The sequence below is a fragment of the Geodermatophilus sp. URMC 61 genome (genome assembly GCF_052931555.1).
The window spans coordinates 983,379-1,002,086 of sequence record NZ_JBRFHZ010000002.1; the positions used below are offsets into that span (position 1 = coordinate 983,379).

Sequence of the window (18,708 nt, forward strand, 5' to 3'; positions counted from 1 at the left end):
ACCCGTCGTGACCCCCGACGTCTGGCTGCCGCTCACCGCCGCCGTCGTCGTCCTGCTGCTGGCCGCCTGGGTGACGTGGACCCTCACCCGGCTGCGCCGCCTGGAGGCCCGGGTCGATCGGGCCTGGACGGCCCTGGACACCCAGCTCACGCGGCGCGCCGCGCTGGCCGCCGAGCTCGCCCGCGACCACGTGGGCGCGGTGGGGGAGGAGCGGGCCGCCCGGCTCGCGGCGTGCGTCCGCGAGGTCCGCGCCCCCCGGACCGGCGACCGCGAGCTCGCGGAGAACGCCCTGGGCCGCGAGCTGCGCGAGCTGCCCGCCGACCTGCCCGGCGTGCCGACCGCGTTGCGGGCCGACCTCGACGGGACGGCGACCCGGATCGGGCTGGCCCGGCGCTTCTACAACGACGCCGTCCGCGACACCGCCGCGCTGCGCACCCGCCGGCTGCCCAGCCTGCTGCGGCTGCACGCCTCCCGGCCGCTGCCGCGGTTCTTCGACATCGAGGACGACCTCCGCGAGGTCACGGGCAGCGCCGCCGGCGGCCGCGCGCGCCCGTAGCATCGGGGTCTCTCCCCGACGTGCGAGACCGAGGCAGTCCCGTGGCAGAGCAGAGCGCGACCACAACCGGCACCACCGGCACCACCGGCACCGAGGCCGTCAAGCGTGGCATGGCCGAGCAGCTGAAGGGCGGCGTCATCATGGACGTCGTCACCCCCGAGCAGGCGACGATCGCCGAGGACGCCGGTGCGGTCGCCGTCATGGCCCTCGAGCGGGTGCCCGCCGACATCCGTGCCCAGGGCGGCATCGCGCGGATGAGCGACCCCGACATGATCGAGGGGATCATCGACGCGGTCACCATCCCGGTCATGGCCAAGGCCCGCATCGGGCACTTCGTCGAGGCGCAGGTGCTGCAGAGCCTCGGGGTCGACTACATCGACGAGTCCGAGGTGCTCACCCCGGCCGACGAGGCGCACCACATCGCCAAGAGCGCGTTCACCGTGCCGTTCGTCTGCGGCGCCACCGACCTGGGCGAGGCGTTGCGGCGGATCGCCGAGGGCGCGGCGATGATCCGCTCCAAGGGTGAGGCCGGCACCGGCAACGTGGTCGAGGCCGTGCGGCACATGCGGGCCATCCGCGCCGGCATCCGGCGGCTGGGCACCCTCGACGCGACCGAGCTGTTCGTCGCCGCCAAGGAGCTGCGCGCCCCGGCCGACCTCGTGGCCCTGGTCGCTCGTGAGGGCAAGCTGCCGGTCGTGCTCTTCACCGCCGGTGGGATCGCCACCCCGGCCGACGCGGCGATGATGATGCAGCTGGGTGCCGAGGGCGTCTTCGTCGGCTCGGGCATCTTCAAGTCCGGCGACCCGGCGCGGCGGGCCGCGGCCATCGTGCAGGCCACCACCTTCCACGACGACCCCGACGTGATCGCCAAGGTGTCGCGCGGGCTCGGTGAGCCGATGGTGGGCATCAACGTCGCCACGCTGCCGGAGAGTGAGCGGTACGCCACCCGAGGGTGGTGATCTTGTCGACCGGTCCGGCCCGGGACCCTACGCTCGGTACGTGACCGCTCACCTCGCAGGCAGACCCGTCGCCGCCGGCCCCCGGCCGGGGATCGCTGCGGGAGGGCGGGTGGGCGGCCTCGACGTCGCCCGCGGGCTCGCCGTCCTGGGCATGTTCGGCGCGCACCTGGGCGACACCGGCGAGCTCGGCTGGGACCCGGACACCTGGTCCGCGCTGGTGGACGGCCGGTCGTCGACCCTCTTCGCCACGCTCGCCGGCGTCTCCATCGCGCTGCTCTCCGGGGGCAGCGCCCCGGCCGCGGGCCGGGAGCTGGCCGCGGCCCGCACCCGCATCCTCGTGCGGGCCGCGTGGGTGTTCGCCATCGGCGGCCTGCTCGAGCTGCTCGACACCGACATCGCGGTCATCCTCGGCGTCTACGCGGCGCTGTTCGTCCTCGCGCTGCCGTTCCTGCGCTGGCCGCCCCCGCGGCTGCTGCTGGCCGCGGGTGTGGTCGCCGTGGCCGCGCCACCACTGGTGGTCGCGGCCGCCCAGCTGATCAGCGCCCACGGCGACGAGGACGTCGCCCTCGCCTCGCTGCTGGTCACCGGCAGCTACCCCGCGGCGGTGTGGCTGGCCTTCGTGCTGGTCGGCCTGGCGGTGGGGCGCCTGGACCTGCAGGCGGTGCGGGTGCGGACGGCGCTCGTCGCGGCCGGCGCGGCGGCCGCGGTCGTCGGTTACGGCGGCGGCTGGCTCAGCGCCCGGATGCTCGGTGCCGGCCCGTACGAGGGCATCGAGTCCGGCTTCGGCAGCAACCCCGGCACCTGGGACGCGGCCTGGTTCGCCGGCGCCGAACCGCACAGCGGGACGACGTTCGAGGTGGTCGGCTCCACCGGCGTGGCCCTCGCGGTCATCGGCGTCTGCCTGGTGGTGGCCGACCTGCTGCCGCGGGTGGTCTACCCGCTGGCCTCCGTGGGCGCGCTGGCGCTGACCGTGTACTCCGCGCAGATCGTCGCGATCCGGGCGCTGGACGCCGGTGACGACAGCTGGGGCCTGTGGGCCGCCTTCACCCTCACCGCACTGCTGCTCGCGTCGGTGTGGCGGTGGCGGCTGGGCCGCGGCCCACTGGAGCGGCTGCTGACCTGGAGCTCGCGGCGGGCGGCCGGGACGTAACCTGGACCCTCGTGTCCAGGGAGCCCGTCGTCGGTGTGCTGGCCTTGCAGGGCGACGTCCGCGAGCACCTCGCGATCCTCCCGGAGCTGGGTGCCGAGGCGGTGACCGTCCGCCGTCCCGAGGAGCTGGCCGCGGTCGACGGGCTGGTCATCCCGGGCGGGGAGTCGACGACGATGGCCAGGCTGGCCGCGCGGTTCGGGCTGCTCGAGCCGCTGCGCGCGGCGGTGGCCGGCGGGCTGCCGGTCTACGGCTCCTGCGCCGGGATGATCATGCTCGCCGACCGGCTGCTCGACGCCCCGCCCGACCAGGTCACCGTCGGGGGCCTCGACGTGACGGTGCGGCGCAACGCCTTCGGCCGGCAGGTGGACTCCTTCGAGTCGGAGGTGGCGCTGGAGGGCCTGCCCGGTGGACCGGTGCACGCGGTCTTCATCCGGGCGCCGTGGGTCGAGCAGGCCGGGGAGGGCGTGCAGGTCCTGGGCCGGGTCGTCGGAGGGCCGGCCGACGGTAGGATCGTCGCGGTCCGCCAGGAGAACCTGGTGGCCACCAGCTTCCACCCCGAACTGACCGGGGACCGCCGGGTGCACGCGCTGTTCGTCGACATCGTCCGACGCCACCTGGCCGAGAGGGCCGGCGTTGCCGGCGAGGAGAAGGGACAGCCGTCGTGAACGAGCTCGTGAGTCCACCAATGGGCACGGTCGGCCGGCCGCGGACGCGGCCGACGAGCCGGCTGCACCTCCCGCTCGCGGGGGACAGCGGGGAGGACTCGTGAGCGGCCACTCCAAGTGGGCGACGACGAAGCACAAGAAGGCCGCGATCGACGCTAAGCGCGGCAAGCTGTTCGCCAAGCTGATCAAGAACGTCGAGGTGGCCGCACGCGTCGGCGGCGGGGACCCGGCGGGCAACCCGACGCTCTACGACGCCATCCAGAAGGCCAAGAAGTCCTCGGTCCCCAACGACAACATCGACCGGGCGGTCAAGCGCGGCGCGGGCCTCGAGGCCGGCGCCGCCGACTACCAGACCATCATGTACGAGGGCTACGCCGCGGGCGGGGTGGCCGTGCTCGTCGAGTGCCTCACCGACAACCGCAACCGGGCCGCCTCCGAGGTCCGCACCGCGATGACCCGCAACGGCGGCTCCATGGCCGACCCGGGTTCGGTGTCCTACCTGTTCTCCCGCAAGGGCGTCGTCGTCGTCCCCAAGGCCGGCGGGGTCGACGAGGACACGGTGCTCATGGCCGTGCTCGAGGCCGGCGCCGAGGAGGTGCGCGACCAGGGCGACTCGTTCGAGGTCATCAGCGAGCCGACCGACCTGGTCGCCGTCCGCACCGCGCTGCAGGACGCCGGCCTGGACTACGACTCGGCCGAGGCCGGGTTCGTCCCCAGCGTCACCGTCGAGCTGGACGAGGAGGCCGCGGGCAAGGTCTTCCGGCTCATCGACGCCCTCGAGGACTGCGACGACGTGCAGAACGTCTACGCCAACTACGACGTCTCCGACGAGGTGCTCGAGAAGGTCGGGTGAAGTCGAAGGACCCCGTCCTCCCCACTCCTCGCGAGCTCGGAGCGGGACCCGGGACGGGCCGACGGGTGCCTGAAGGGTGGCCGTTCCAGCACCTCACGTGGGCGTGTCGTGCCGTTCCGTCGTCCCGGGCGGCTACCGTGGGTCGAACACCAGTTCGGCTGACGTCAGGAGGCGCCTCCATGCGGGTGCTCGGCATCGACCCGGGCCTCACCCGGTGCGGGTGGGGGGTGGTCGACGGGCGTCCCGGCGCGCGGCCGACCGCCGTCGGCGTGGGGGTCGTGCGCACCGCCGCGGAGCTCGACCTGGAGCTGCGGCTGCTGGAGCTGCACACCGCCGTCACCGCGCTGCTGCGGGAGCACCGGCCGGACGTCGTGGCGATCGAGCGGGTCTTCACCCAGAACAACAAGGGCACCGCCACGGGGACGGCGCAGGCCGCGGGCGTGGCCGCGCTGGCGGCGGCGCAGGCCGACCGGCGGGTCGCCTGGCACACGCCCAGCGAGGTCAAGGCCGCCATCTCCGGCAGCGGCCGCGCGGACAAGGAGCAGGTCACCCTGATGGTCACCCGGGTGCTGGGGCTGGCGTCCCCGCCCAAGCCGGCCGACGCCGCCGACGCGCTGGCGCTGGCCGTCTGCCACGCCTGGCGCGGCCCGGCGCAGCAGCGGCTGGAGGTGGCCGCGCTGGCCGGCGGCATCGGCGCGCCGGTCGTGCAGCGGACGCTGCCGCGCTGGCAGGGGGTGTCGAGGTGAGCGCACAGCTGACCGGCGTGCCCCTCCGTGGCTGCGTGTCCGTCCCGACGGGAGTGCGACGGTGATCGCGAGTGTGAGCGGCCGGGTCGCCGCGGTCTCGCCGGACGGCGCGGTCGTCGAGGTGGGCGGCATCGGCCTGGCCGTGCAGTGCACGCCGGGCACCATCGCGCGACTGCAGGTGGGGGAGAGCGCCCGGCTGGCGACCAGCCTGGTGGTCCGGGAGGACTCGCTCACCCTCTACGGCTTCGCCGACGACGACGAGCGCCAGCTGTTCGAGCTGCTGCAGACGGCCAACGGCGTGGGCCCGCGGCTGGCCCAGGCCGTCCTGGCCATCCACCCGCCGCGCGAGGTGCGCCGCGCGGTGTCGATGGCCGACGTCAAGGCGCTCACCCAGGTGCCGGGCATCGGCAAGAAGGGCGCCGAGCGGCTCATCCTCGAGCTGCGCGACCGGCTGGGGACGACCTCGGTCGACACCCCGCTGGACGGCGCCGCGCCCACGGGCCTGCCCGCCGTCACCGCGGTCGCCCCGTGGCGGGACCAGCTGGCCTCGGCCCTGATCGGGCTGGGCTGGACCGGCAAGGAGGCCGACGCGGCGATCGTCCAGCTCGCCCCGTTGGCCGACGAGCAGGTCACCGCGACCGGCTCGGTGGAGGTCGCCGTCCTCCTGCGCCAGGCGCTGCGGCTGCTGGGCCGGGCATGAGCAGCCCCTTCGACCGCGGGCTGTCCGCGGAGCCGGCGGAGGGCCTGTCCCGCGACTTCTCGGTGGCGGCGGGGGCCGGCGACGAGGAGCGGGTCGTCGAGTCCGCGCTGCGCCCGCACTCGCTGGCCGACTTCATCGGTCAGCCCAAGGTGGCCCGCCAGCTGGAGCTGGTCCTCGAGGGTGCCAAGCGACGCGGCCGCCCGCCGGACCACGTGCTGCTGTCCGGCCCGCCCGGGCTGGGCAAGACCAGCCTCGCGCTGATCATCGGCTCCGAGCTGGGGACGTCGGTGAAGATCACCAGCGGCCCGGCGATCGAGCGCTCCGGCGACCTGGCCGCGATGCTGTCCAACCTGGCGCCGGGCGACGTGCTCTTCATCGACGAGATCCACCGGATCGCCCGTCCGGCCGAGGAGCTGCTCTACATGGCGATGGAGGACTTCCGGGTCGACGTCGTCGTCGGCAAGGGGCCGGGGGCGACCGCCATCCCGCTGGAGATCAACCCGTTCACGCTGGTCGGCGCGACCACCCGCGCCGGCCTGCTCACCGGGCCGCTGCGTGACCGCTTCGGCTTCGTCGGCCAGATGGAGTTCTACGAGCCGGCCGAGCTCGAGCGGGTGCTGGCCCGCAGCGCCGAGCTGCTGGGTGTCGAGCTCACCGCGGACGGCTCGGCCGAGATCGCCGGCCGCTCCCGGGGCACTCCCCGCATCGCCAACCGGCTGCTGCGCCGGGTCCGCGACTACGCCGAGGTGCGCGCCGACGGCCGGGTCACCCGCGCGGTCGCCCAGGCGGCGCTGGCCCTCTACGACGTCGACCACCTGGGCCTCGACCGGCTCGACCGCGCCGTCCTGGAGGCGCTGGTCATGCGCTTCGGCGGCGGCCCGGTGGGCGTCGCCACGCTCGCGGTGGCCGTGGGGGAGGAACCGCACACCGTGGAGGAGGTGTGTGAGCCGTTCCTCGTCCGCGCCGGCCTGCTGGCCCGTACGCCCCGCGGCCGGGTGGCCACCGAGGCGGCCTGGCAGCACCTCGGCCAGCCGCTGCCGCGCGGCGGCGTCCCCCTCGGTCGGGTCACAGCCGACCCACAGGCACCGGGTTCGTCGTCAGACACCCTGTTCGACGCCTAGACTGCGGAGCGCTGGCGCGCAACTCGTCCGGCGTCGCCGCGCGAGTCCCGCACGGTCGCCCGGATGCGCCGCGCCGCAGCCGACGCACCCGAGCGGTCCCGTCCCGGGCCGCACCCACCGCGGGCGGTACGCCGCGGTAGAGAGGCACATCTGTCGTGGAGTTGTTCCCGCTCGTCATCCTCGTGCTGGCCTTCGTGCTGCTCATCGTGGTGCCGGCGCGGCAGCGCAAGAAGATCCAGGAGCAGCAGCGGGTGCTGCAGGAGTCGCTGACCCCGGGCACGCCGGTCATGACGACGGCCGGTCTGCACGGCACAGTCGTCGCCCTCGGTGAGGGCACCGTCGACCTGGAGATCGCCCCGGGCGTGGTCGTGACCTTCGCCCGGCAGGCGGTCCTCGAGGTCCGCAAGCCCGCGGTGGCCGGCCCGGCTGCTGACGGCACGGCCCTGCCCGGCGACGACGCCGACGGCGGCCCGGCCGACCGCACCCGCTGACGCGGAGCCGCCTCGTGGCCCAACGCACGCTGCCCGCGCGCCGGTACTTCGGCGCCTTCCTGCTCGTCGTCGCCGTCCTGTACGGCCTCGTCTTCCTCACCGGCGACAGCCGCACCCCGCAGCTCGGCCTCGACCTGCGCGGCGGGACGACGGTGACCCTCACCGCGGCCACCCCCGACGGCCAGGCCCCCGACCCGACCGAGCTCGAACTGGCCCGCCAGATCATCGAGCAGCGGGTGAACGGCCTCGGCGTCGCGGAGGCCGAGGTGGTGACGGAGGGCGACGCGAACATCGTCATCTCCGTCCCGGGGGACGACGGCGACCAGGCGCGCGAGCTGGGTCAGACCGCGCAGCTGCGCTTCCGCCCGGTCGTCCAGGGCCCGGAGCCGGCCGCCCCGGCCGCGGAGGAAACCCCCGCCGCCGGGGAGTCCGCCGCACCCAGCGACGCCGCTGCGCCGACCGACGCGGCCGCGCCCACCGACTCCGCCGCCCCGACCGACCCGGCCGCGCCCACCGACTCCGCCGCACCGAGCGCGCCGACCACCCCGGCCGATCCTGCCGCGCCCTCGGACGGCGCCGTCGCCGACCCCTCGCTGCCCGAGCCCGGCGCGCCGCCGGTCACGCAGGAGCAGGCCGCGGCCGAGTACGCCACGCTGACCTGCGACCCCCAGGACACCACCCCCGAGGTCGAGCTGCCGGAGAGCTACGTCGCCGCGTGCACCGAGGACGGGTCGGCCAAGTACCTGCTCGGCCCGTCGATCATCGAGGGCACGCAGATCTCCGACGCCAGTGCCGGCACCCAGCAGGGCACCGGCGAGTGGGTCGTGCTGCTGGACTTCCAGAGCGACGCCGAGCAGACCTGGGCCGAGTACACCGCGGCCAACGTCGGCTCCAACGTCGCGTTCACCCTCGACGGGCGGGTCATCTCCGCACCGACCATCCAGGGCGCGATCACCAGCAACCCGACGACGATCACCGGCTCCTTCGACCAGGAGAGCGCCGAGGAGCTGGCCAACCAGCTGCGCTACGGCGCCCTGCCGCTGACCTTCACCCAGGCGACCGCCCAGTCGATCTCCACCGAGCTGGGCGCCGAGCAGCTGCAGGCCGGCCTGATCGCCGGCGCCATCGGCATCGCGCTGGTGTTCGTGTACGCGCTGCTCTACTACCGGCTGCTCGGCCTGGTGATGATCGCCAGCCTCGTGTTGTCGGCGGTGGTCGTCTACGCCGTCCTGGTGGTGCTCGGCCGGCAGATCGGCTTCACGCTCAGCCTCGCCGGCATCGCCGGGTTCATCGTGTCGCTGGGCATCACCGCGGACTCGTTCGTCGTGTACTTCGAACGCCTCAAGGACGAGATCCGTGAGGGCCGCACGCTGCGCTCGGCGGTCCCGCGGGCCTGGGTCCGGGCCCGGCGCACCATCCTCTCGGCCGACGCGGTCAGCTTCCTCGCCGCGGCGATCCTCTACGTGCTGGCGATCGGCGACGTGAAGGGCTTCGCGTTCACCCTCGGCATGTCGACGGTGCTCGACCTGGTCGTCGTCTTCCTCTTCACCCACCCGCTGATGGCGGTGCTGGCCCGCTACCGCGCCTTCGGCAGCAGCCGGTTCTCCGGCCTGGGCCGGAGCCTCGACCGCCCGCGCGCGGCCACGGGACGTCGTCCCGCCCCCGAGCGCGAGCTCGTCGCCGCCGGCACCGGCCGCATCGCGCAGGACAGGAGCGACGCATGACCGGCCGCGATCCCCGACCGGGCGCCGACGAGCTGCCGGTGGGCACCGACGCCGACGAGGCGTCGGCCTCCGGCACCGCGACGGCCGACGCCGCCGCGGCCGCCGACGACACCGCGCTCGCGGAGGCCGGCCTGCCCCGCGAGGGCGAGAGCGGCCCCCGGCGTCCGCGGCGCCGCGCCTCGCTGGCACACCGGCTCTACAACGGCGAGGCCGGGCTGGACGTCGTCGGCCGCAGCCGGCTGATCTACCGCGTCACCGCCGTCGTGGTGCTGCTGTGCATCGCCGCGGTCGTGTTCCGGGGCTTCAACTTCGGCATCGACTTCGCCGGCGGCAACAGCTTCCGGCTGCCGGGCTCCACCGAGCAGCTCGCCGAGGTGCAGCAGGCCGCCGAGGACGCCGGTGCCGAGGTGGCCTCCGCGCAGGTGGTCGGCGGCAACACGCTGCTGCTGCGCACCGGCGCGCTCGACAACGACACCGAGCGCGCGGTCGTGGACGCCGTCGCCGGGGCGGCCGGCGTGCAGCCCGAGCAGGTCAGTCCCGAGGCGGTGAGCGCCGAGTGGGGCCAGGACATCACCGACCAGGCGCTCGTCGCGCTGGCCGTGTTCCTGATCGCGGTCATCGCCTTCCTGGCGCTGCGGTTCCAGCCGAAGATGGCGGTCGGCGCCATCGCGGCCCTGCTGCACGACATCGTCGTCACCGCCGGCGTCTACGCGCTGATCGGCTTCGAGGTCACCCCCTCGACGGTGATCGGCTTCCTCACCATCCTGGGGTTCTCGCTCTACGACACCGTCGTGGTCTTCGACAAGGTCGACGAGAACACCAAGGACCTGGACAGGTCGGCGCGGATGACCTGGGGCGAGGCGGCCAACCTGGCGGTCAACCAGACGCTGATGCGCTCGATCAACACCTCGGTGATCGCGCTGCTCCCGGTGGCCGGCCTGCTGTTCGTGGGCGCCGGGCTGCTCGGCGTCGGAACGCTCAAGGACCTCGCGCTGGTGCTCTTCGTCGGCCTGGCCGCGGGCGCCTACTCGTCGATCTTCCTGGCCACGCCGATCGTCGCCGACCTCAAGGAGCGCGAGCCGGAGGTGCAGGCGCTGCGCCGCCGGGTGCTGGCCCGTCGCGCCGCCCAGGCCCGCCAGGGCGGTGGCCGCACGACCGCGGCCGGCCCGGTGGCCAGCGCCCGGCGCGCGGACGGCACCGCCCGGCGCGCCACCGGGGTCGCCCTCGCCGAGCGCGAGGAGGACCTGGGTCCGGTCCAGGCCGACGTGGTGGTCGAGTCGCCGGAGTCGGTGCGCCCCGACACCGGGCGGACGGCGCAGCCCTCCCGCAGCGGGGCGACCGCCGCGCCCCGACCCGGTGCCCGTCCCCAGCAGCCCGGCAACCGCCGCTCCGGCGGGCGGAAGCGCCGGTGAGCCCCGGCGCGCCGGCGGACAGCACCCCGCTGGACGAGCTGATCGCCTCGCACGCCGTCGAGATCCCGGACTTCCCCCAGCCGGGGGTCGTGTTCCGCGACCTGACGCCGGTCTTCGCCGACGGGCCGGCCTTCCGCCGGATGGTCGAGGGGCTGGCCGCGCCGTCCCTCGGGGACCCACGGGCCGCCGCCCTGGCCACGCCGGGCACCGGCGACCGCGGTTACGACGTCGTCGTCGGCGTCGAGGCCCGCGGCTTCCTGCTCGCCGCCGCGGTGGCGCTGGAGGCCGGCGTCGGCGTCGTGCCGGTCCGCAAGGCCGGCAAGCTGCCGCGCGAGCGGCTCTCGGCCGACTACACCCTCGAGTACGGCACCGCGACCCTCGAGGTGCACACGGACTCGATCAGACCGGGTCAGCGAGTGCTCCTGGTCGACGACGTCCTGGCCACCGGCGGCACCCTGGCCGCCAGCGTCCAGCTCGTCGAGGCCCTCGGCGGGGTGGTCGTGTCGGTCTCGGTGGTCATCGAGCTGGCGGACCTCGGCGGCCGGCAGCGGCTCGCGCCGCACGCCGTGCACGCCCTCTGGACGACCTGAGAGGCAGACGACTCCCCAGGTGGGGTCGCGAGCAGGCCCTCCCCGTCTAGCATGGGGAGCGACCGACCTCTGAGCAGGAGTCGCCATGGGCCCCGACGCCGCCACCAACGTGGCTGCCGCGCGGCCCGACGCGCCGGCCCTGCCGGCCGGGGACGCAGCGCCGGCCCTGCCGGCCGGGGACGCAGCGCCGGCCCTGCCGGCCGGTGAGGGGGCCCTGGCGCTCCCGGCCGGGAGCGGCACGACCGACGGCGGCGAGCGGCAGCCCCTGCCGAGCCGCCCGGTGGTTCGTCGTCCGGACGACGTGGGCGCCGAGCCCCCCGGCGAGCACGACGCCCACGGCGGCGCGCCGCGGCGCCGGGTCCGCGACCGGCTGGCTCGCCGCATCGTCGCCGGCCAGCGCAGCGGGCTCGTCCGCCCGGTGCTGGAGCCCCTGGCCGCGCTGCACCGGCAGAGCCACCCCAAGGCCGACCTGGCGCTGCTCCAGCGGGCCTACGACGTCGCCGAGGCGGCGCACGCGACGCAGAAGCGCAAGAGCGGCGACCCCTACATCACCCACCCGCTGGCCGTGGCGACGATCCTCGCCGGGCTCGGCATGGACACCACGGCGCTGGTCGCCGCGCTGCTGCACGACACCGTCGAGGACACCGGGCAGACGCTGGAGTCGATCACCGAGGCGTTCGGTCCCGAGGTGGCCCACCTCGTCGACGGCGTCACCAAGATCGACCGGGTCAAGCTCGGCGACGCCGCCCAGGCCGAGACGATCCGCAAGATGATCGTGGCGATGGCCCGCGACCCCCGGGTGCTGGTCATCAAGCTCGCCGACCGGCTGCACAACATGCGCACGCTGCGCTTCCTCCCGCCGGAGAAGCAGGAGAAGAAGGCACGCGAGACGCTGGAGATCCTCGCCCCGCTGGCCCACCGGCTGGGCATGAACACCATCAAGTGGGAACTCGAGGACCTCGCCTTCGCGACCCTCTACCCCAAGCGCTACGACGAGATCGTGCGGCTGGTCGCCGAGCGGGCGCCGTCCCGGGACACCTACCTGGCCGAGGTCACCGCCGCCGTCACCGACCAGCTCAAGGCCGCGGGCATCCCGGCCGTCGTCACCGGCCGGCCCAAGCACTACTACTCGATCTACCAGAAGATGATCGTCCGCGGCCGCGACTTCACCGACATCTGGGACCTGGTGGGCATCCGGATCCTGGTCGACTCGGTGCGCGACTGCTACGCGGCGCTGGGCATCATGCACGCCCACTGGCAGCCGGTGCCCGGCCGGTTCAAGGACTTCGTCGCGATGCCGAAGTTCAACATGTACCAGTCGCTGCACACGACGGTGATCGGGCCGCAGGGCAAGCCGGTCGAGCTGCAGATCCGCACGCACGACATGCACCGCACCGCCGAGTACGGCATCGCCGCGCACTGGAAGTACAAGGAGAAGGCCAGGTCCGGCGGCCGCCCCGGGCCGGGCGAGGGCCGTGGCGGCAAGACCGGGTCGCCCGACGACATGCTGTGGCTGCGCCAGCTGCTGGACTGGCAGCGGGAGGCGCAGGAGCCCGGCGAGTTCCTGGAGACGCTGCGCTACGACCTCGGCCCGCAGGAGGTCTTCGTCTTCACGCCCAAGGGCGACGTGGTCAGCCTGCCGGGCAACGCCACCCCGGTGGACTTCGCCTACGCGGTGCACACCGAGGTCGGCCACCGCTGCATCGGCGCCCGGGTCAACGGCACGCTGGTCTCCCTCGACAGCAAGCTCAACAACGGCGACGTCGTCGAGATCTTCACCTCCAAGTCGCCCACGGCCGGGCCCTCGCAGGACTGGCTGGCCTTCGTCGGCTCCTCCCGCGCGCGCACCAAGATCCGCCAGTGGTTCACCAAGGAGCGCCGCGAGGACGCCGTCGAGGCGGGCAAGGAGGCGCTGACCCGGGCGATGCGCAAGGCGGGCCTGCCGCTGCAGCGGCTGCTCGGCGGCGACGCACTCGGCACCCTGGCCAAGGACCTCCGCTACGCCGACGTGACCGCGCTGTACGCCGCGGTGGGGGAGAACCAGATCTCCGCGTCGTCGATCGTCGAGAAGCTCATCGCCGCCCTGGGTGGGACCGAGGGCGCGGTCGAGGACATCGCCGAGACCACCATCCCGATGCGCCGTCCGGTGCACCGGCGCCCCTCCGGCGGCGACCCCGGCATCGTCGTCCACGGCATGTCCGACGTGTGGGCCAAGCTCGCCAAGTGCTGCACACCCGTGCCCGGTGACGGGATCCTCGGGTTCGTGACCCGGGGCGGTGGCGTGAGCGTGCACCGCACCGACTGCACGAACGCCGCCGACCTCCAGCGCAAGCCTGAACGTCTGGTCGAGGTCGAGTGGGCCTCGCAGCCCGGCTCGGTGTTCCTGGTGGCCATCCAGGTCGAGGCGCTCGACCGGCACCGGCTGCTCTCCGACGTCACCAAGGCACTGGCCGACGAGCGGGTCAACATCCTGTCGGCGTCGGTGCAGACCAGCCGCGACCGCGTCGCGGTCAGCCGGTTCACCTTCGAGCTGGCCGACCCGGCGCACCTGGGCGCGGTGCTGCAGACGGTGCGCAACGTGGAGGGCGTCTTCGACGTGGAGCGTGTCACGGCCTGAGAGAGGACTCCCTGCCCTCACCGTGGAAGGACCCCGTCCCGGGTCGCGGCGGGACCCTGCAGGGGCCGCCGTCCCGTCCACCCCTCGTCAGAGGACCCCGTCCCCCTCACCCCTGGCAGGCTCGGGGTGAGCCTCCGGACGGGCCGGGGACCCGGGACGGGGCCGGACCTGAGCCTGCAGGCGGCCGGGCGAGGATGTCGGGGTGACCGACCTCGTGGCCGCGGCCCGCGGCCTCGCCGCCGACCTGCTCGCGCCGGAGGCCGCCGCGGTCGAGGCCGCCGGGTCCGTCCCCACCAGCCACCTCGACCGGCTCGCCGACGCCGGGCTCCACGGACTGACGGGACCGGCCGACGCCGGGGGAGCGGACGCCGACCCGGCCACGGTGGCGGCGGTCGTCGAGGAGCTGGCCGCCGGCGACCTGGCGACGACGTTCGTCTGGCTGCAGCACCTGGGCGTGGTCGGCCGGCTGGCGGCCGCCGGGCCGCCGGAGCTGCGTGCCGCTCTCCTCGCCGACCTCTGCGCCGGCCGGAGGCGAGCCGGCATCGCGCTGCAGGCGGCGCTGCGACCGGGGCCGCCGGCGATCCGCGCCCGCTGGGACGGCGCGGAGCTCGTGCTGGACGGCGCCGTGCCGTGGGTGACCGGCTGGGGGCTGGTGGACCTGGTGCTCGTGGCCGCGCGGATCGGCGAGGACGTCCTGTTCGTGCTGGCCGACGCGCAGGACGGCCCGACCCTGACCGCCACGCCGCAGCCGATGGTGGCCGTGGCCGCCAGCCGCACCGTCGAGCTGCGGCTCACCGGCCACCGCGCTCCCGCCGGCCGGCTGGTGCACACCGCGCCGCTGGCCGACCTGCTCGCCGGGGACGCGGCGGGGCTGCGGCTCAACGGCTCGCTGGCGCTCGGCCTGGCGCTGCGCTGCATCCGGCTGGTGGGCCCGTCACCGCTGGACGCCGAGCTGGCCGCGATCCGCAGCGGGCTGGACACCGCCGGACCGGCCGGGCTGCCGGGCGCGCGGGCCGCTGCGGCGGCGTTCGCGCACCGTGCGGCCGGGGCGCTGGTGGCCGCCACCGGCAGCTCCGCCGTCCGCACCGGATCGGTCGCCGAGCGGACGGCGCGGGAGGCGGCGTTCCTGCTGGTGTTCGGCTCGCGCCCGGCGATCAGGACCGCGCTGCTGGAGCGGCTGGGTGCCGGGGCCCCCGGCCGTCGGGCAGCCGGGTCGCGGTGACCGCGGACAGCGGACGGCGGTGCGGGGAACAGGGCGCCGTCCCGGTGGCCGGCGCGCTCTAGGAACCCCGGCGGGGAGCCTGCGTAGGGTCGGGCGCGGCCGGGCCCGTCAGGCGACGGTGACCGACTCGATCGTCACCGGCACGTTCGGGGCGCCGCCACCGGGGCTGGGGTCCAGCGAGCCGTCGTTGCCGTTGGCCGCCACCTCGTCGAGCACGGCCAGGCCGGCCTCGTCGACGGTGCCCACGACGGTGTAGTCCGGCGGCAGCTGGCTGTCGCCCCACACCAGGAAGAACTGGCTGCCGTCGAAGCCCTGGCCGCTGTTGGCCATCGCGACCGTGCCGCGGGGGTAGGTCTCCGCGCCGGTGACCTCGGTCGGCGAGGTGTAGGTCGGCCCGCCGGCGCCGGTGCCGGTGGGGTCGCCGCACTGCAGCACCTGGAGCCCCTCGCTGTCGACCTCGCGGTGGCAGGGGGTGTCGTCGAAGAAGCCCTGCTCGGTCAGGTGCACCAGGCTGGCGGCCGCGCACGGGGTCGCGGCGCGGTCGAGGATGAGGGTCAGCTCGCCCAGGTTCGTCGTCACCCGCAGCGCGGTCGTGCCGGACGCGGGGGCGACGTCGTCGGGCGGGGCCACCTCGGTCAGGTAGGGGTTGGCCGAGGAGCCCTCGCCCCACTCGCAGGTCACCGTGCCCGATCCCGCCGTGTCGCCGTCGCCCGCGCCGGCGGGGCTGTCGGCCCGGCCGCCCTCGCCGCTGGAGCCGCCGCAGGCGGACAGGGTGAGCAGCGCGCCGGCGAGGCCGGCCGCCGCGCGCAGCCGCCGGCTCACGCGGCCACCGTCAGCGTCTGGATCCGGACCTCCTGGGTGGGCGCACCGTCGCCGGGCCCGTTGCTGCCGTCGTTGCCGTTGGCGGCGATGGTGTCGAGGGTGGCCAGCCCGGGCTCGTCGATGGTGCCGAGCACCGTGTAGTTCGGCGGCAGCTGGCTGTCGCCCCACACGAGGAAAAACTGGCTGCCGTCGAAGCCCTGGCCGCTGTTGGCCATCGCGACCGTGCCGCGGGGGTAGGTCTCCGCGCCGGTGACCTGGGTCGGGAACTCGTAGGCCGGGCCGCCGGCGCCGCTGCCGCTGGGATCGCCGCACTGCAGCACCTTCAGGCCCTCGGAGTCGGTCTCGCGGTGGCAGATCGTGTCGTCGAAGTAACCCTGCCCGGCCAGGTACACCATGCTCGCCACCGCGCAGGGGGCGTTGGCGTTGTCCAGCGTCAGGCCGATCGGGCCGAAGTTCGTGGTGACGTCGACCTCGGTGGTGCCGGTCGCCGTGACCTCGACCGGCGGGGTGCCGGTGTCGGCCTGCAGGTTCGGGTTGGCCGTGGTGTCGGCCGGCGTCCAGTCGCAGGTGCCGTCGCTGCCGTCGACCACGCCGGGGGTCGGGGCGGCCGGGCTCGTGGGGGTGGGCTCCGCGGCCGCCGTGTCGGTGTCGTCGCCGCCGATCCCGGTGAGCAGCAGGACGACGCCGACGACGAGCACCACCGCCGCGGTGGTGACCCCGATCAGCACGTTGCGGCGACGCTTCCTGGCCAGCTCGGCGCGGCGCTCGAGTTGGCGCTGCAGCCGCCGCTGGGCGGCCTGGCGTCGCTGCTTGTTGCTCGGCACGGGTGGTACTCCTCGAGACGCACGGCTGCGGGGGGACGTCCAGGGCGCCCGCACCCCGCTGGTCGTTGGGCAAGTCTAGGCGCCGAGCCTGACCGTTCCCTGACACCGTGCGGGCTCGGGGGCGGCGCGCGGGCCCCGCGTAACCTGCACGGGTGCTCATCCGCTCGTTCCCGGCCGGCGCGTTCGGCACCAACTGCTACGCCGTCGCCTCCGGTCCCCGGCAGGAGTGCGTGGTGGTCGACCCGGGCATGGACGCCGTCGAGCCACTGGCCCGCATGCTCGCCGACGACGGCCTCAGGCCGGTCGCCGTCGTGCTGACCCACGGCCACCTCGACCACACCTTCTCGGTGCTCCCGGTCTGCGACGGCTACGACATCCCCGCCTATCTACACCCCGCCGACAGCGGCATGCTCTCCGACCCCGCCCGTTGGCACGGTCCGCAGCTGGCTCCGCTGATCACCGGCGTCCGGCTGCCCGACCCCACCGACGTGAAGCCGCTCGACGACGGCGCGGTGCTGTCGCTGGCCGGCGTCGAGCTGACGGTGCGGCACGCGCCCGGGCACACCCGGGGCTCGGTCGTCTTCTCCCTGGACCTGGGCAGCGAGTTCGACGGCGCCCCGGGGCTGCTGGCCGGCGACGTGCTCTTCGCCGGTTCGGTGGGCCGGGTCGACCTGCCCGGCGGGTCGTGGGAGGACATGCTGCGCTCGCTGCAGGACGTCGTCCTGCCGCTGGACGACGAGACGGTGGTGCTGCCCGGGCACGGGCCGGCGACCACGATCGGCCGGGAGCGGGCGACCAACCCCTACCTGGCCGAGGCGGCGAGCGCTCCGAAGGGCCGCGGGTTGTGAGCGGGCTCGCGAGCTCACCGGGGAGCACAGCAGCGCCGCGAACGCGGCCGACGGGCGCCAGCGAGGAGGGCTCGTGAGCGGCCTGACCGCCCCGAAGGGCACCTTCGACGTCCTGCCGCCGGAGTCCGAGCGGTTCCTCGCCGTCCGGGAGACGCTCACCGCGCCGCTGCGCCGGGCCGGCTACGGCTACGTCGAGACGCCGGTGTTCGAGCACACCGAGGTGTTCTCCCGCGGGGTGGGGGAGTCCACCGACGTCGTGACGAAGGAGATGTACACCTTCGACGACCGCGGCGGCCGCTCGCTGACCCTGCGCCCGGAGCTCACCGCCGGGCTGATGCGGGCCTTCATCGAGCACCGGCTGCACACCGGCGCGCTGCCGGTGAAGCTGTGGACGGTCGGTTCGGCGTTCCGCTACGAGCGCCCGCAGGCCGGTCGCTACCGGCACTTCACCCAGGTCGACATGGAGGCGCTCGGCGTCGACGACCCGGCGCTGGACGCCGAGGTGGTGGCGCTGGGTGTGCAGGGCTTCCGCGGCCTCGGGCTCACCGACTTCGAGCTGCTGCTGACCTCGCTGGGCGACTCGACGTGCCGGCCGCAGTACCGGGAGCAGCTCGTCGCCTACCTGGACAAGCTCGACCTGGACGAGGAGACCCGGCGGCGCGCGGCCATCAACCCCCTGCGGGTGCTCGACGACAAGCGGCCCGAGGTGCAGGCGCAGCTGGACGAGGCGCCGCTGATGGTCGACCACCTCTCGGACTCGACCAGGGCGCACTACGACGCCGTCCGCCAGCACCTCACCGACCTCGGCGTGACCTGGACCGAGGCGCCCCGGCTGGTGCGCGGGCTGGACTACTACACGAAGACGACGTTCGAGTTCGTGCACAACGGCCTGGGCGCGCAGTCGGCCATCGGCGGGGGCGGGCGCTACGACGGGCTCTCCGCCGCTCTCGGCGGCCCCGACGTCTCCGGCATCGGCTACGCCGTCGGCGTCGACCGGACGCTGCTGGCGGTGCAGGCCGAGGGTCTCGACGTCGGGACGGCGTCCGGCGTCCAGGCCTTCGTCGTCCCGCTGGGCGCGGAGGCCAAGCGGCTGGCCGTGCGCCTGGTCGGCCGGCTGCGCCAGGCCGGCGTCTCGGCCGACACCGTCTACGGCGGGCGCGGGCTCAAGGGCGCGATGAAGGCGGCCGACCGGTCGGGGGCCTCGCACGTCGTCGTCATCGGCGAGCGCGACCTGGCCGAGGGCGTCGGCCAGCTGAAGGACATGCGCACCGGCGAGCAGACGGCCGTCCCGGTCGGGGAGCTGTTCGAGCGGGTGCGTGCGAGCGTGGAGGGATGAGCGTGCCGGAGACGACGCCCGAGCGAGCATCGCAGGGAGCGCCGACGGCCGAGGAGCGGAACGAGGGTGGGG

18 protein-coding genes are annotated in these 18,708 nt (G+C 74.9%); 16 read left to right on the top strand and 2 right to left on the bottom strand.

Annotated features, from left to right (window positions below; genetic code table 11):
• Positions 1-7: 7 nt before the first annotated feature.
• The 14 genes from ACU610_RS04625 to ACU610_RS04690 all read left to right on the top strand — a co-directional run bounded on the left by ACU610_RS04625 (position 8) and on the right by ACU610_RS04690 (position 14,806).
• Positions 8-556, top strand: a complete 549-nt coding sequence (locus ACU610_RS04625; protein ID WP_446766541.1) for a hypothetical protein — start codon at positions 8-10, stop codon at positions 554-556.
• A gap of 41 nt (positions 557-597) precedes the next feature.
• Complete coding sequence (gene pdxS / locus ACU610_RS04630) at positions 598-1,515, top strand: pyridoxal 5'-phosphate synthase lyase subunit PdxS (RefSeq protein WP_446766542.1); 918 nt, start codon at positions 598-600, stop codon at positions 1,513-1,515.
• Positions 1,516-1,624: 109 nt separating this feature from the next.
• The gene (locus ACU610_RS04635) at positions 1,625-2,665 is read left to right on the top strand and encodes a heparan-alpha-glucosaminide N-acetyltransferase domain-containing protein (protein ID WP_446766543.1); all 1,041 of its coding nucleotides are present in this window, start codon (positions 1,625-1,627) and stop codon (positions 2,663-2,665) included.
• 11 nt (positions 2,666-2,676) lie between these two features.
• The gene (gene pdxT, locus ACU610_RS04640; RefSeq protein WP_446766544.1) at positions 2,677-3,330 is read left to right on the top strand and encodes a pyridoxal 5'-phosphate synthase glutaminase subunit PdxT; all 654 of its coding nucleotides are present in this window, start codon (positions 2,677-2,679) and stop codon (positions 3,328-3,330) included.
• Between the two features lie 100 nt (positions 3,331-3,430).
• Complete coding sequence (locus ACU610_RS04645) at positions 3,431-4,183, top strand: YebC/PmpR family DNA-binding transcriptional regulator (protein ID WP_446766545.1); 753 nt, start codon at positions 3,431-3,433, stop codon at positions 4,181-4,183.
• Positions 4,184-4,362: 179 nt separating this feature from the next.
• On the top strand, positions 4,363-4,929 hold the full coding sequence (ruvC, locus tag ACU610_RS04650; protein ID WP_446766546.1) for a crossover junction endodeoxyribonuclease RuvC: 567 nt from the start codon (positions 4,363-4,365) through the stop codon (positions 4,927-4,929).
• A 61-nt stretch (positions 4,930-4,990) separates the two neighbouring features.
• Entirely contained in the window at positions 4,991-5,629 is a 639-nt protein-coding gene (gene ruvA / locus ACU610_RS04655) for a Holliday junction branch migration protein RuvA (RefSeq protein ID WP_446766547.1), read from the top strand.
• Positions 5,626-6,750 carry a Holliday junction branch migration DNA helicase RuvB gene (gene ruvB, locus ACU610_RS04660; protein WP_446766548.1) on the top strand — a complete coding sequence of 375 codons (1,125 nt, stop codon included), beginning with the start codon at positions 5,626-5,628 and terminating at the stop codon, positions 6,748-6,750. Before ruvA ends, ruvB begins: the two co-directional genes overlap by 4 nt.
• A 155-nt stretch (positions 6,751-6,905) precedes the next feature.
• The gene (gene yajC / locus ACU610_RS04665; RefSeq protein ID WP_446766549.1) at positions 6,906-7,241 is read left to right on the top strand and encodes a preprotein translocase subunit YajC; all 336 of its coding nucleotides are present in this window, start codon (positions 6,906-6,908) and stop codon (positions 7,239-7,241) included.
• A 14-nt stretch (positions 7,242-7,255) separates the two neighbouring features.
• Positions 7,256-8,965 carry a protein translocase subunit SecD gene (gene secD / locus ACU610_RS04670; protein WP_446766550.1) on the top strand — a complete coding sequence of 570 codons (1,710 nt, stop codon included), beginning with the start codon at positions 7,256-7,258 and terminating at the stop codon, positions 8,963-8,965.
• Entirely contained in the window at positions 8,962-10,377 is a 1,416-nt protein-coding gene (secF, locus tag ACU610_RS04675) for a protein translocase subunit SecF (RefSeq protein ID WP_446766551.1), read from the top strand. Before secD ends, secF begins: the two co-directional genes overlap by 4 nt.
• Positions 10,374-10,967, top strand: coding sequence for an adenine phosphoribosyltransferase (locus ACU610_RS04680; protein ID WP_446766552.1), 594 nt, complete (start codon positions 10,374-10,376; stop codon positions 10,965-10,967). The genes secF and ACU610_RS04680 overlap by 4 nt, the downstream gene beginning before the upstream one ends.
• 85 nt (positions 10,968-11,052) lie before the next feature.
• Entirely contained in the window at positions 11,053-13,584 is a 2,532-nt protein-coding gene (locus ACU610_RS04685) for a RelA/SpoT family protein (RefSeq protein ID WP_446766553.1), read from the top strand.
• Positions 13,585-13,786: 202 nt separating this feature from the next.
• Positions 13,787-14,806 carry an acyl-CoA dehydrogenase family protein gene (locus ACU610_RS04690; protein ID WP_446766554.1) on the top strand — a complete coding sequence of 340 codons (1,020 nt, stop codon included), beginning with the start codon at positions 13,787-13,789 and terminating at the stop codon, positions 14,804-14,806.
• A gap of 108 nt (positions 14,807-14,914) precedes the next feature.
• On the opposite strand, the gene ACU610_RS04695 is transcribed toward ACU610_RS04690, so the two are convergent.
• Complete coding sequence (locus ACU610_RS04695) at positions 14,915-15,628, bottom strand: peptidylprolyl isomerase (protein ID WP_446766555.1); 714 nt, start codon at positions 15,626-15,628, stop codon at positions 14,915-14,917.
• A complete protein-coding gene (locus tag ACU610_RS04700; protein ID WP_446766556.1) occupies positions 15,625-16,452 on the bottom strand; it encodes a peptidylprolyl isomerase in 828 nt (275 codons plus the stop codon). Before ACU610_RS04700 ends, ACU610_RS04695 begins: the two co-directional genes overlap by 4 nt.
• 152 nt (positions 16,453-16,604) lie before the next feature.
• Between ACU610_RS04700 and ACU610_RS04705 the strand changes: the two genes are divergently transcribed.
• Both ACU610_RS04705 and hisS read left to right on the top strand, forming a co-directional pair.
• On the top strand, positions 16,605-17,300 hold the full coding sequence (locus ACU610_RS04705) for an MBL fold metallo-hydrolase (RefSeq protein ID WP_446766557.1): 696 nt from the start codon (positions 16,605-16,607) through the stop codon (positions 17,298-17,300).
• A 73-nt stretch (positions 17,301-17,373) separates the two neighbouring features.
• Positions 17,374-18,636 (top strand): histidine--tRNA ligase, encoded by a 1,263-nt coding sequence (gene hisS, locus ACU610_RS04710; protein ID WP_446766558.1) that lies wholly within the window; start codon positions 17,374-17,376, stop codon positions 18,634-18,636.
• The last annotated feature ends 72 nt before the right edge of the window (positions 18,637-18,708 follow it).